Origin of the sequence: Pseudomonas asplenii (assembly GCF_001293465.1) — a bacterium.
Lineage (GTDB): Bacteria > Pseudomonadota > Gammaproteobacteria > Pseudomonadales > Pseudomonadaceae > Aquipseudomonas > Aquipseudomonas fuscovaginae_B.
Window position 1 is genome coordinate 56,550 of the sequence record NZ_JSYZ01000026.1, and the last position, 12,619, is coordinate 69,168.

At 62.3% G+C, this 12,619-nt stretch carries 10 protein-coding genes and 2 tRNA genes; 6 read left to right on the top strand and 6 right to left on the bottom strand.

Features of this window, described 5'->3' with window-relative positions; translation table 11 throughout:
* Positions 1-114: 114 nt before the first annotated feature.
* Complete coding sequence (locus tag PF66_RS27915; protein WP_054064464.1) at positions 115-1,398, bottom strand: NAD(P)/FAD-dependent oxidoreductase; 1,284 nt, start codon at positions 1,396-1,398, stop codon at positions 115-117.
* 184 nt (positions 1,399-1,582) lie between these two features.
* Between PF66_RS27915 and PF66_RS27920 the strand changes: the two genes are divergently transcribed.
* Positions 1,583-1,659: transfer RNA gene (locus tag PF66_RS27920), tRNA-Val, on the top strand.
* 210 nt (positions 1,660-1,869) lie between these two features.
* A tRNA-Val gene (locus PF66_RS27925) sits at positions 1,870-1,946 on the top strand.
* Between the two features lie 273 nt (positions 1,947-2,219).
* Here the strand turns inward: PF66_RS27925 and PF66_RS27930 are convergent.
* The 3 genes from PF66_RS27930 to PF66_RS27940 form a co-directional block, all read right to left on the bottom strand.
* Complete coding sequence (locus PF66_RS27930; RefSeq protein WP_054064465.1) at positions 2,220-3,098, bottom strand: SPFH domain-containing protein; 879 nt, start codon at positions 3,096-3,098, stop codon at positions 2,220-2,222.
* Between the two features lie 366 nt (positions 3,099-3,464).
* Positions 3,465-5,414: a DNA topoisomerase III gene (locus PF66_RS27935; RefSeq protein WP_054064466.1), complete on the bottom strand. Its 1,950-nt coding sequence runs from the start codon at positions 5,412-5,414 to the stop codon at positions 3,465-3,467.
* A 101-nt stretch (positions 5,415-5,515) separates the two neighbouring features.
* Positions 5,516-6,412 carry a LysR family transcriptional regulator gene (locus tag PF66_RS27940; RefSeq protein ID WP_054061519.1) on the bottom strand — a complete coding sequence of 299 codons (897 nt, stop codon included), beginning with the start codon at positions 6,410-6,412 and terminating at the stop codon, positions 5,516-5,518.
* 175 nt (positions 6,413-6,587) lie between these two features.
* Here PF66_RS27940 and PF66_RS27945 point away from each other — a divergent pair, with 175 nt between their 5' ends.
* Together PF66_RS27945 and PF66_RS27950 are read left to right on the top strand one after the other, a co-directional pair.
* Positions 6,588-7,232 (top strand): hydrolase, encoded by a 645-nt coding sequence (locus PF66_RS27945; RefSeq protein ID WP_054061520.1) that lies wholly within the window; start codon positions 6,588-6,590, stop codon positions 7,230-7,232.
* A 66-nt stretch (positions 7,233-7,298) separates the two neighbouring features.
* A complete protein-coding gene (locus tag PF66_RS27950; RefSeq protein WP_054061521.1) occupies positions 7,299-7,910 on the top strand; it encodes an antibiotic biosynthesis monooxygenase in 612 nt (203 codons plus the stop codon).
* 56 nt (positions 7,911-7,966) lie between these two features.
* Here PF66_RS27950 and PF66_RS27955 read toward each other — a convergent pair whose 3' ends face one another.
* Together PF66_RS27955 and PF66_RS27960 are read right to left on the bottom strand one after the other, a co-directional pair.
* Positions 7,967-8,317, bottom strand: coding sequence for a hypothetical protein (locus PF66_RS27955; RefSeq protein WP_054064467.1), 351 nt, complete (start codon positions 8,315-8,317; stop codon positions 7,967-7,969).
* A gap of 614 nt (positions 8,318-8,931) precedes the next feature.
* Positions 8,932-10,908 (bottom strand): hybrid sensor histidine kinase/response regulator, encoded by a 1,977-nt coding sequence (locus PF66_RS27960; protein WP_054058933.1) that lies wholly within the window; start codon positions 10,906-10,908, stop codon positions 8,932-8,934.
* A gap of 241 nt (positions 10,909-11,149) precedes the next feature.
* On the opposite strand from PF66_RS27960, the gene PF66_RS27965 reads away from it, so the two are divergent.
* Together PF66_RS27965 and PF66_RS27970 are read left to right on the top strand one after the other, a co-directional pair.
* The gene (locus tag PF66_RS27965) at positions 11,150-11,827 is read left to right on the top strand and encodes a hypothetical protein (protein ID WP_054058934.1); all 678 of its coding nucleotides are present in this window, start codon (positions 11,150-11,152) and stop codon (positions 11,825-11,827) included.
* A gap of 238 nt (positions 11,828-12,065) precedes the next feature.
* A complete protein-coding gene (locus PF66_RS27970; RefSeq protein ID WP_054058935.1) occupies positions 12,066-12,545 on the top strand; it encodes an Lrp/AsnC family transcriptional regulator in 480 nt (159 codons plus the stop codon).
* Positions 12,546-12,619: the final 74 nt, after the last annotated feature.

The following is a 12,619-nucleotide window of genomic DNA, read 5'->3' on the forward strand; positions in this document are numbered from 1 at the left end:
ATTCCCAAGCCACGCCTGGGAGCGATCGGCCACCCCCATCCCTGTAGGAGCAGGGCTTGCCCGCGAATAGGCCAGCAAGCCCACTCCCTGAGCTCCCACAGGCGCTGCATCCCCTCAGATCCCCAGCTTGTCCCGCATCGTGTAATACCAGGCTCCCAACGCACTGAACGGCGTGCGCAGCAATTGCCCGCCCGGGAACGGGTAGTGCGGCAGATCGGCAAACGCATCGAAACGCTCGGCCTGCCCGCGTAGCGCTTCGGCCAGCACCTTGCCAGCCAGGTGGGTGTAGGTCACGCCATGGCCGCTGCAACCCTGGGAGTAATAGATGTTGTCGCCCAGGCGACCCACCTGGGGCAAGCGCGACAGGGTCAGCAGGAAATTGCCGGTCCAGGCGTAGTCGATCTTCACATTCTTGAGCTGTGGGAAGGCCTTGAGCATCTTCGGCCGGATGATCGCCTCGATGTTCGCCGGATCGCGCGCACCATAGACCACGCCACCGCCGAAGATCAGGCGCTTGTCGCCGGAAAGACGGTAGTAGTCGAGCAGGTAGTTGCAGTCCTCGACGCAGTAGTCCTGCGGCAGCAGCGATTTGGCCAGCGCATCGCCCAGTGGCTCGGTGGTGATCACCTGGGTACCGCACGGCATCGACTTGGCGGCCAGCTCCGGTACCAGGTTGCCGAGGTAGGCGTTACCCGCGACGATGATGAATTTGGCCCGGACCTTGCCCTGGGGCGTATGCACCACGGGATTGGCACCCCGCTCGATGCGCACTGCCGGCGATTGTTCATGGATCCTGCCACCGAGGGATTCGATCGCCGCAGCCTCGCCCAGGGCCAGGTTCAGCGGATGAATATGCCCGCCGCTCATGTCGAGCATGCCGCCGACGTACTGGTCGCAGTTGACCACTTCACGAATGCGGCGCTGGTCCAGCAGTTCCAGTTGGGTATGCCCAAAGCGTTCCCAGAGCTTCTTCTGGGATTCGAGATGCCCCATCTGTTTCCTGCTCAAGGCGGCAAATACCCCGCCGTCCTTGAGGTCGCACTGGATGTTGTATCGGGCGATCCGCTCGCGAATGATCCGAGCGCCTTCGAAGGCCATCTGCCCGAGCAGTTGCGCCTGCTTCGGCCCGACGCTGCGCTCGATCACATCGATATCGCGGCTGTAGCTGTTGACGATCTGCCCGCCGTTGCGGCCCGAGGCACCGAAGCCGACCCTGGCGGCTTCCAGTACCGTCACCCGCAAGCCGTTCTCCAGAAGGAACAGGGCGCTGGACAGCCCGGTGTAGCCGGCACCGATCACGCACACATCGGTTTCGACATCATCCTGCAAGGGCGGACGCTCGGGAACCGGGTTGGCCGATGCGGCGTAGTAGGACTGGGGGTAGGGAGTGTTCGCCATCCTGCAACCTCTGTTTTATATTTTTGACGAATGGCCTGATGCTACCTCAGTTGAAATACCCCCGCCAGCCACCGCAAACCGGGAAGTTGCTGGAGCTTCAATAAAAAATTCGCCTATTCAGAGACTTAGCAGAAAGAAAGGTGTTGACACCCCTCGGCAAATCCGTAGAATGCCGCCTCACAGCAGGCACGTAGCTCAGTTGGTTAGAGCACCACCTTGACATGGTGGGGGTCGTTGGTTCGAGTCCAATCGTGCCTACCAGACAAAATCCGCTCTGCTGGGCGGTGTGAAAAGGCCAATCGAAAGATTGGCATTTTTTTCGTCCTGAAAAAAGTTCGAGGTGAGGTCTTCGCGCTGAGTGGCATTTGGCCTGGAAACGCTTGCCCTGAAGATTTTTCCAAGCCTATTCATAGGCTTAGCGAAAAAACAGGTTGCCTCTCGGCAGAAAATCCGTAGAATGCAGCCTACAGCAGGCACGTAGCTCAGTTGGTTAGAGCACCACCTTGACATGGTGGGGGTCGTTGGTTCGAGTCCAATCGTGCCTACCAGATAAAATCCGCTCTGCTGGGCGGTCTGAAAGGGTCAATCGAAAGATTGGCCCTTTTTTGCGTTTGGAATGTGCCAACTCCCTTCCCTGTGTCGACTCCGCCATTACGGCGGGCCGACTGCTGCCGCATCCGGCGTTCCTGAAATACCGGCAAACACTCGATGGGGTGACCGCTCCCCTGGCTGTTCCTCAGCATCCGGTTTCAGGGGGGGGGCTGTACCACGTATGTGCAATTCGGGAGGCATGGCAGTGGACGTCCTCCTGATTTCGGACCTCAGTCCGATTTACGCTCCTGCCGCGCGTCGATGAAGGGCAGGGTGCCGCTTGGCAGTACCGTCGTTGGCAGCACGCCATTCCAACGCTCGGCCTTGGTCAGCTCCACCAGGTTCTGGTTGCTCGCCAGCGCCTGGGCTCGGGCCTTGATCGCTTCCGCTTCAGCGCGCCCCCGCAGTTCGGTGGCCTGGGCATCGGCCTTGGCCTGGGCCAGTTGGGCGTCCGCTTCGGCCTTGGCCTGGGTCACGCGGATCTGCGCCTGAACCTGCTCGGTCGCCAGTTGCTGTTCACGGGTCTTGACCTGCACTTCGGCCGCCATGCGCGCCTCGATGGCTTTTTCATAGGCATCGCTGAAATCGATGTTTTCCACCTGCACGCTGTCGATGATCACCGGGCCGTTGATCGAGCCCTTGATGGCGGTAGAGATGTCGCTGACCAGTTGCACGCGATTCTGCACGGCGGCCACGGCATTGAACTGGCCGAAGACGTTTTCGACCTGAGTGGGTACCTGGCGGCTGATCAGGCGGTCGCGGATACCTTCGATGTCCTTGAACTGGGTGTAGACCTTGGCGACATCGGAAGGGGCGACGTGCCAGGAGACCGAGACCTTGAGCTGCGCCGACTGCTGGTCCTTGCTGTAGGCCTGCAGGTTCTCGTAGGCCGAGACCTGGCTCTGGATGCTGATCAGGCGAACGCTCTCGATGAAGGGCATCTTGAACGACAGGCCCGGGTCGACGACGCCCACCAGTGCGCCGTTTCTCAGGAGTACGCCGCGTTCGGTTTCATCCACGGTGTACCAACTGCCGAAAAACACGATGAGCACCAGCAGGGCTGCTACACCGCCTGCCACTTTGCCAATCAGATTGGGGGTGGGGGTCATATCTCGTTCCTTTGAAGGGCGGGCAACCACTCCCTGAATACGCTGCCCGATTATCCGGAGAGCATGTCCCGCCAACATGGCCAATGGTTTTGCAGGCCGCCGTGCGAACGCCTCGGTGGCAGGGCCGCTTGCGGCGGCGCTCGCCATGATAACTTCCGAACCTGTTTCATGCTGAGAAGGTGTTCCCAGACTTGAGGACAGGGGGGAATGCGTTGCCACGCGATGAGCCATATCGGCACTTCATAAGGACGCCGTCTGACGTCCGGGCTCAAGCGGGAGGTCGCGATCAGGGGCGTTAGCCGGATAACCGCCAGTGCAAGGTGGATCACCTGAGCCGCCAGGTGCAATGGCCCTCCACCCGGTTGGTCATTTCTTTGGACGACTGCTCGCCGCCTTTGCCGGGCGGCGGGCTCTTGTGGTCCTGGTTCCGGAGGCCTTGCGTTTCTTCTTCCACGGCGCAGGTGCCGTGGTGCCGGGCGGCATGCTGATCTGCAGTTTGAGCTCGACACAGCGCCCCACCTGCTTGCTCATCCAGGCCGCCTGTTTGGCGACGAATTCTTCCAGGCTCATCTCGCCGCTTTGCACCATGTCCAGTGCCTGCTCCCAGATGGCCGTGGTGCCCGGGTCGGCAATCGCCCGCGGCACTGCGTCGATCAGGCTGAAGGCCGCCGCGGTCGCCGACAGGCTTTTGCCATGCTTGACCAGGTAGTTGCGGTCCAGCAGACCCTGGATGATGCTGGCGCGGGTGGCCTCGGTGCCGATGCCGGTGGTTTCCTTGAGCTTCTGCTTCAGGCGCGGGTCTTCCACGTACCTGGCGACGTTCTTCATCGCCTTGATCAGGTCGCCTTCGGTAAAGGGTTTTGGCGGCTGGGTCCACAGGTCCTTGAGCTCGACCCGGTCCACTGCGCACTCGTCGCCCTCGCGCAGCTTCGGTAAGGCCTGTGGTTCCGGTGCTTCGCGGCCCTTGGGTGGCGTCAGCGCCTCCGGCAGGGCGCGTTTCCAGCCGGGTTCGATCACCTGCTTGCCCACGGCCCGCAATGCCTGTGCCGCACAGTCGAAGTCGGCCTGGGTGCGGTCGTACTCGTGATTGGGCAGGAATTGCGCCAGGTAGCGGGCTCGAATCAGTGTGTAGACCGCACGCGGTTTGCCTTGCAGGCGCTCCAGGCTCGCGCCCGAGCCGGTCGGGATGATGCCGTGGTGGGCGGTGACCTTGGCATCGTTCCAGGCCCGTGAGCGACGTGTCGGGTCGAGATGCGGGGCCAGCTTGCCCAGGCTCGGGTCGGCCCGTTCCAGCGCCGCCAGCACCCGCGCGGCGTCGCCGTGCTGGCTGAGGGGAAGAAAGCCGCAGTCGCTGCGTGGGTAGGTGATGACCTTGTGGGTTTCATACAGCGACTGGGCGATGTCCAGGGTCTCCTGGGCGCCCAGCCCCAACCGTTTCGAACACACTTCCTGCAAGGTGCCGAGGTCGAAGGGCAGGGGCGCCGGCTCGCGAATCCGCTCGGTCTTGAGTTTCACCACCCGTGCGCCGGGAGCCGCGCTCATGGCGGCGGCGGCCTGTTGGGCGAGGGCCTGGTTCAGGCAGCGGTCCTGATCGTCACAGGCGTCCGAGGGCGCGCGCCATTGCGCGACGAAGGGCTGGCCGTCATGCAGCAGGCGCACATCGATTGCCCAGTAGGCCACCGGCACGAAGTCGGCGATGCTGCGGTCGCGGTCCACCACCAGGCGCAGGGTCGGCGTCTGCACCCGACCCACCGGCAACACGCCCTGGTAGCCGGACTGGCGGCCGAGCAGGGTGAACAGCCGGCTCATGTTCATGCCGATCAGCCAGTCGGCCCGCGAGCGGCCCAAGGCCGAATGGTAGAGGTTGAAGGTTTCGCCACCCGGCTTGAGGGCCGCCAGGGCCTTGCGGATCGAGGCATCGTCCAGCGCCGACAGCCAGAGCCGCTGGATCGGCCCGCGATAGCGACAATGTTCCACCAGCTCGCGGGCGATCATTTCCCCTTCGCGATCGGCGTCGGTGGCGATCACCAGTTCCCGGGCTTCGCCCAGCAGGCGCTTGACCGCCTTGAACTGGCTGGCGGTCTTGGGCTTGACCTGCATCTTCCATTGTTCCGGGACGATCGGCAGGTCGGCCAGCACCCAGCGCTTGTAGCGGGCGTCATAGGCGTCCGGCGGGGCGGTTTCCAGCAGATGGCCGATGCACCAGGTGACCGTGGCATTGGCGCCGACCCAGCAGCCATCGCCACGGCGCGTGGCACCGAGCACGGCGGCGATGTCCTTGGCCTGGGAGGGTTTTTCGCAAAGAAACAGCCGCATGGCCACCTTCGTTCGATCATGTGCGCAAGAGAGCGGACAGCATGCTCAGTACCGGGGTTTTGAGCAATGCCTTTTCTGTATGTATATACAGTCTATTTGTTTCAGCTCTCTGCGGCTACCGCCAGTTCCCGCACCAGGAAGTCGATGAATGCCCGGGTCTTCTGCGGTACCCGGCGCGCCGAGGCGTACACCGCGTTGATGCTGATCGGCGGCGCCTGCCATTCGCACATCACCGGCACCAGGCGCCCGGCGGCCAGGGCCTCCTCGACGATGAAGTCCGGCAGCAGGGCGATCCCCATGCCGGCCTCGGCAGCCTGGGCCAGCAGGTCGCCGTTGTTGGCGTGCAAGGGGCCGGTGACGGTGACCCGCTGGGTTTCCCTGCCGTTGCACAGTTGCAGGCTGACGCCACTTTGCAGGTAGCCGTAGTTCAGGCACTGGTGGGCGCACAGTTCCCGTGGCGTCGTAGGCGTCCCGGCGCGCTCCAGGTAGTCGGGGGAGGCGACCATGATGCGCGGCGCCGGGGCCAGCAGTTTGGCGACCATGGACGAGTCCGGCAGGCTGGCGATGCGGATGGTCACGTCGAAGCCGCCCTTGACCGGGTCCACCTGCTGGTCGCTGAGCACCAGTTGCAACTCGACGTTCGGATGTTCCCGGTGAAACAGCGGGATCAACCGCCCCAGCCGCCGCAGGCCGAAAGACATCGGCGCGTTGACGCGCAATACCCCGCGCAGTTCGCCGATGCCGTCGCGGGCGCGTTGCTCGGCCTCGTCCAGCGACGCCAGCAGTTCGCGGGCCGCTTCGTAGTACTCGGCGCCGGCCTCGGTCAGGTGCAGGCTGCGGGTGGTGCGCAGCAACAACTGCACGCCGATGGCCTCTTCCAGCGCCTGGATCTGCTTGCTGACTTTCGAGCGTGGTACGTCCATCGCCCGCGCCGCCGCGGCAAAGCCATTGGCTCCCACGGTGGCGACAAACGCCCGCATGCATTCGACGCGATCCATGACTGTTCCTTAAATAGAATCAATGATTCTCGATTTTATGGAATTGTCCCTTTTTTATCCAGGCCCTAAAGTTCATTCCAAGCAGGCAGCACAGGCCTTCAAGTGGATCCCAGAGGCAACTGCCAGATTACCTGTGACCCCGGTGGTCAACCTCGAAACCCAAAGGAACTCAATCATGTCCAACCGCGAACTGCTGAACCCAACCAACTGCGCCCTGATCCTGATCGACCACCAGCCCCAGATGTCCTTCGGCGTGCAGTCGATCGACCGCCAGACCCTGAAGAACAACACCGTGGGCCTGGCCAAGGCAGCGAAGATCTTCAACGTGCCGACGATCTACACCTCGGTGGAAACCGAAAGCTTCAGTGGCTATATCTGGCCGGAACTGCTGGCCGTGAACCCGGGTGCCGAGCCGATCGAACGGACCTCGATGAACTCCTGGGAAGACAGGAAGCTGGTGGAAGCAGTGAAAGCCACCGGTCGCAAGAAGCTGATCATGGCCGCCCTGTGGACCGAGGTCTGCCTGACCTTCCCGGCCCTGGAAGCCATGGCCGAAGGCTACGAGGTGTACATCGTCACCGACGCTTCCGGCGGCACCACCCAGGAAGCCCACGACATGTCCGTGCAACGGATGATCCAGGCCGGTGCGATTCCGGTGACCTGGCAGCAGGTTCTGCTCGAGTTCCAGCGTGACTGGGCGCACAAGGACACCTACGGCCCGGTGATGGACCTGGTACGCGAGCACAGCGGCGCCTACGGCATGGGCGTGGACTACGCCTACACCATGGTGCACAAGGCGCCACAGCGTCAGGTCAAGTAACAGGGAGGGGCGGGTGTAGCGCTTACGCCTGCCCCATCGGTCACCTACAGGAAGATGGAATCAGCCATGAATATCGAATTGTCCGACGGCGTGGTCACGCTGCTGGTACGCCACCGGGTCAAACAGGGTGGGGACCAGGCCTATGAAGCCTGGTTGCGCCAGATCGTCGCCAAGGCGCGTACCTATCCCGGGCACCTGGGGATCGACGTGGTGCGTGGGCACAGTGGTGGCCTGGCGCTGTTCACCAGCGTGCTGCGCTTTGCCAGTACCGAACAATTGCAGGTTTGGCTGGATTCCGATGATCGTCGCGAGCTGGTCGATCAGGCCCGTCCGTTGCTGGCCGATGGCGACCAGACCGAAATCAACGCCGACCGCGAGTTCTGGTTCACCCCCGTGCAGGTGGATGCGCCGACGCCGCCACCGCGCTGGAAGCAGGCCTGTGTGACGTTCCTGGTGATCCTGCCGCTGACCTTCCTGGTACCGCTGTTGTGGAAACCGTTATTCGCCCTGTGGCCCTGGTTGGGCGGCTATGTGCCGGCCAACGTGGTGATTACCCTGACCATCGTATTGCTGGTGGTCTATGTGTTCATGCCGCGGGTGACGCGCCTGTTCAGCCGCTGGCTGCAGCCACGGCAGGATACGGTCCCGGCGCCTGCTCATGGCGAGACAAGGCGATAGGTTGCGCCAATAAAAAACCCGACACTCGTGTCGGGTTTTTCGTCTCGGGCAAGGTCTTACTTGCGACCGCCCAGTGCGCCGCCGGCCGCGCCACCCAGGCCCGCGCCAATGGCTGCGCCGGTGCTGCCGCCGAGCTGGTTGCCCAGGTACGAGCCGCCGGCTGCGCCCAGGCCGCCACCGATGGCGGCCTTGGTCTTCTTGCCTTTCTTGGCGGCAATGGCGCCACCGGCCGCGCCAGCCAGGCCCGCACCAATGGCTGCGCCGGTGCTGCCACCCATCTGCTGGCCAACCACGTTGCCCAGGACGCCACCCAAGCCACCTCCGACTGCTGCCTGGGTACCGCCGGCCGCCATGGCGCCTTGGGTAAACAGGGCGCTGAGCGCCAGAACGGTAAGTGCTTTACGCATGTTGCGAACCTCGAAATGAATGGAGCGCCAATTGTCGCCGGGCGCGGGCAGGGACGCAAACGCTCTTGAGGGGTTGGGCCGGTTTATATTTTTTTGCGTCCGGGGAACTTTCCTGTTTTGCGAGGTGGGTAGAGAAGCGCTGAAATATCCGGTCAGGGGCTGGATTGAATGAGCCGTTCATCGGATTTTATATTGTCCGAATAATAACCTTCATCTATCTACCGGATAATTCACGGATATGGAGTGTGGTCTTTCCGGGGTTTTCAGTAACTGTCGTGAACCGCTTTGGTGCAAATGCATTAATTACCCCGTCGCTCGACCCAGAACAGGGCTTTGCCGAGCTTTGGTTACGCTGATATCCGGGAAAAACCTGTGGTTATTTAAGGGGTTAGGAATAAAGTCAGATTAAAAATATCTTGTTACGAATTTCCGGGATCAGTTATTATCGCCCTGCGTTCACCTACCACGGTTTATGCATTCTTTAAGGCCCAAGCGTCCATCAGCCGCTTGGGCTTTTTTTTGTCTGGAGTTTTTGCAGAGCGCCAGCGATATAAACCTTATTACAAGTAAGGTTTATATCCCCGATGCAGCCGGTGTCCATTTACTGAAACCGGTCAGGTGCCACTGATCACTTCGCGCACGCGGTTGGCCAGATCGTCCAGGGCGAACGGCTTGGTCATCACGTGCATGCCGGGTGCCAGGTTGCCGTCGCCAATGACCGAGTGTTCGGCATAACCGGTGACGAACAGCACCTTGAGTCCCGGCCGGGTCTGTCGGGCCAGCTCCGCCAGTTGCCGGCCATTCATGCCGCCGGGCAGGCCGACGTCGCTGACCAGCAGATCGATACGGATCGGCGACTGCAGAATCTTCAGGCCGGTCGCGCCGTCGCTGGCCTCCAGTACCTTGTAGCCGCGCTCCTCCAGCAGATCGACTTCCAGCATGCGCACCTGGGGTTCGTCATCGACCACCAATACCGTTTCGCCTGCCAGGGCCTGGGGGGCCGGCGGCGAAGCGAGGGCGGCCTCGCGCTCCTCGGTCTCGGCAAAGTGGCGAGGCAGATAGAGGCGTACCTGGGTGCCGCTGCCCAACTGCGAACTGATGCGCACCTGGCCACCTGACTGCAGGGCGAAACCGTAGACCATCGACAAGCCGAGGCCGGTTCCGGAGCCCAGTGGCTTGGTGGTGAAGAACGGCTCGAAGACCTTGCCCAGGATATCGGCCGACATCCCGCAGCCGTTGTCCGCGACGCCCAGGTACACATAACCGCCGGGAGGCAGTTCCAGCGCCAGGGCCGATGCCGAGTTGAGGGTGATGTTCGCGGTCTCGATGCTCAGGTGACCACCTTCGGGCATCGCATCGCGGGCGTTGATGCACAGGTTGAGCAGCGAGTTTTCCAGCTGGTTCTGATCCACCAGGGTGGTCCACAGGCGCTCGGACAGCTTCGATTCCAGTTGTATCGAGGGGCCGACCGTACGTCGTATCAGGTCTTCCATCTCCCTGATCAGCAGGTTGACGTTGGTCGCCCGCGAGTCGAGGGTCTGCCGGCGGGAGAAGGCCAGCAGCCGGTGGGTCAGGGCGGTGGCCCGGCGCGCGGCGATCAGCGCGGCATTGATGTAGCGGTCCAGTTGCTCCACGCGACCCTGGTCGATGCGGCTCTGCAGCATCTCCAGGCTGCCGCTGATGCCGGTCAGCAGGTTGTTGAAATCGTGGGCCAGGCCTCCGGTCAGTTGTCCGACGGCCTCCATCTTCTGGCTCTGGCGCAGTTGGGCCTCGGCCCTGGCCAGGGCCTGGGCCTGTTCCTTGTCGAGGGTGCAGTCACGGCCGACGGCGTTGATGACTTCATCGGAGGGGCTGGAAGACCAGTTGATCCAGCGGTAGCCGCCGTGCTTGCAGCGGTAGCGGTTTTCAAAGCGGCGGATGCTCTGCCCGGTGGCGGAATAGCGGGCACGTTCAAGAGTCTGCTCGAGATCATCCGGGTGGATCAGGTCGTAGAGGCTGGTACCGAGCAGGTCGGCTTCGCTCCAGCCCAGGGTGTCTTCCCAGGCCGGGTTGACGGCGATGATCCGGCCATCGAAGGTGCAGCGCAGCATAATGTCCGAGGACAGGGTCCAGAGCTGGTTGCGATCATCGGTACGGGAGGCGACTTCCTGCTCCAGCGAGACGTTGAGCTGCTTGAGGGCGATTTCCGCCTGGCGTCGCTCGGTGATGTCATTGAAAAACACCGCGACCTTGTAGGCGCCCGGGCTGCCGACACGCACCGCATGCACCGCATACCAGCGCCCGAGTCCCTGCGCCTGGTTTTCAAAGCGTCGCTCCACCCCACTCAGGGCCACCTCGCCGTAGATATCGAACCAGTGCTGTTCGTGTGTCGGAATCATCTCCCGCATCCATCGACCCTTGGCTCCAACCAGACCGGTTTCGCGTTCGAACGCCGGGTTCACGTCGAGAAAGCGGTAGTCCACGGGCTTTGCGCCCGCATCGAATTTCATCTCGATAATGCAGAAGCCGGTATCGACCGCCTCGAACATCGTTCGGTAGTAGGTGTCCTGCTCGACTGCTTGCTCGAGCGTCCCGGTTCCGGATACTTCCATGATTGCCCCATGCGAAAAATAGCTGCCTGAATGGTATCAGGACGCTGCCTGCTGGTAATTATGGTTGTGCGGATGTCGAGAAGTTCTGTTTGCCGGCAGGCTTCTTGGCGGGGCAGGCCTTATCGCTGCAAACTTCAGGTTGCCTGGGAAGCTGCCGATAACGAACAACGCTCTCCTTATCGGCCTCCTGCTCGTCATGTGCCCGATGGTTCGAAGCCCCACTCTCCAACAGGAAGTTGACATGTTTCCACGAAAGTCCCCCGTGAAAATCCTCGCCTCGCTGTGTGGCGCCACGGTGCTGCTGTGTGGCGCACCCGCCCTGGCCGCCACGTCGCTCAATGATTATGTCGCCTGCGACAAGCACTCCCTGGCCGTCATCGAGCAGCCGCTGTTCAATGGACTGATCCCGACCAGAACCGAAAACGGTTTCACCCGGCCCGTGGGTGGCACCCGCAGTGAACTGGGACGGCGCTGGATGTTCGACAAGCCGGTCATCCTCGACGGTGTCAGTCTGACCGGTTTCTACGCCGAAGACATGGACATGATGGGTTCGCGCCTGATCAGTTGGGGGTTCTACACCGAGCAGACGCCCAGGGAACTGTTCGAGTTGCTCGAGCAACACAAGCGCACCGGCGCGGCGGATGCCGGGGGCATGTACGCTCGTGCTGAAATCTGGTCCCACAGCCAGCGGGCCTGGCAACCGGAAGACCCGCAGAGCAATTCGGGCAAGCTGGTGATCGATACGGCCGAGCGGGTGTTCCTGATCGAGCCGGCTGCCGAGGACCTGGCCAAGAGCAGCCCGAACAGCCGGGGCATGCTGACCTGTTCGATCCAGGGCAACGTCATCGAGCCGATGCTGGTGGACAGCCGTCCCGATCTGATCAGCAAGGCCCGCCAGGGTCTGTATGAAAAGCCTTGAGACGAAGGTCAGGCAAGGCGAAAACAGCCGAGGAAGTGGAGCTTACGGTTTGTAAATGAGCATTGCGAGGCTGTTCTCAACGCCGCATCACCGAGTATCACGGTTTTACATACAGAGCCTGGAGCCCGGCGGCCGGCCAGGTGCAAGAGCAGGCTGAAAGTGATTCAGGCATCGGCCAAGGAAGGTCGTACAATGGCGCCTGTTTCTTTCTGGTCGTTTGAAGTGAGGCAAGCCATCCATGGCTGAAATTCGTGACCTGTCGATCGTGCTGGACCGCATCGACCAGGCAATTATCGAGGTGTTGCGCCATGACGGACGCATCACCTACCAGAAACTCTCCGAGCGCGTGCACCTGACGCCCAGGCCGTGCCTGGAGCGGGTGCGCAAGCTGGAGCAGTTGGGGGTGATCCGCGGCTACGGAGCCATTCTCGACGAGAACAAGCTGTCGCCCGGCCTGTCGCTGCTGGTGCTGGTGGCGCTGTCGGGTCAGAGCGGGCGGGCAGCGCAGAAGGCTTTCGAGGCCAAGGTCCGTGCCTGCCCCCAGGTGCTCGAATGCCACCTGCTCAGCGGCGCCTTCGACTACAGCCTGCGCATGCGTTGCCGGGACATGGAGCATTACCGGGTACTGACCGAAACCTGGCTCAACGATGAAGAGCTGCATATCGACAAGCTGGTCAGCCACCCCGAACTGGCGATGGTCAAGACCGCCATGGAGTGAGCCGGTCGCCGCCGCCGCCGCTGGCCTGGCTGATACCCTTGTCCGAATGAGTCTGATTGGCTTGAAAAGTCACC

What these genes read in the sequence shown, in the direction of transcription:
- PF66_RS27915 (WP_054064464.1), bottom strand. Translation starts at nt 1,398, where the DNA reads ATGGCGAACACTCCCTACCCCCAGTCCTACTACGCCGCATCGGCCAAC.
- PF66_RS27930 (WP_054064465.1), bottom strand. Translation starts at nt 3,098, where the DNA reads ATGACCCCCACCCCCAATCTGATTGGCAAAGTGGCAGGCGGTGTAGCA.
- PF66_RS27940 (WP_054061519.1), bottom strand. Translation starts at nt 6,412, where the DNA reads ATGGATCGCGTCGAATGCATGCGGGCGTTTGTCGCCACCGTGGGAGCC.
- PF66_RS27945 (WP_054061520.1), top strand. Translation starts at nt 6,588, where the DNA reads ATGTCCAACCGCGAACTGCTGAACCCAACCAACTGCGCCCTGATCCTG.
- PF66_RS27935 (WP_054064466.1), bottom strand. Translation starts at nt 5,414, where the DNA reads ATGCGGCTGTTTCTTTGCGAAAAACCCTCCCAGGCCAAGGACATCGCC.
- PF66_RS27955 (WP_054064467.1), bottom strand. Translation starts at nt 8,317, where the DNA reads ATGCGTAAAGCACTTACCGTTCTGGCGCTCAGCGCCCTGTTTACCCAA.
- PF66_RS27950 (WP_054061521.1), top strand. Translation starts at nt 7,299, where the DNA reads ATGAATATCGAATTGTCCGACGGCGTGGTCACGCTGCTGGTACGCCAC.
- PF66_RS27970 (WP_054058935.1), top strand. Translation starts at nt 12,066, where the DNA reads ATGGCTGAAATTCGTGACCTGTCGATCGTGCTGGACCGCATCGACCAG.
- PF66_RS27960 (WP_054058933.1), bottom strand. Translation starts at nt 10,908, where the DNA reads ATGGAAGTATCCGGAACCGGGACGCTCGAGCAAGCAGTCGAGCAGGAC.
- PF66_RS27965 (WP_054058934.1), top strand. Translation starts at nt 11,150, where the DNA reads ATGTTTCCACGAAAGTCCCCCGTGAAAATCCTCGCCTCGCTGTGTGGC.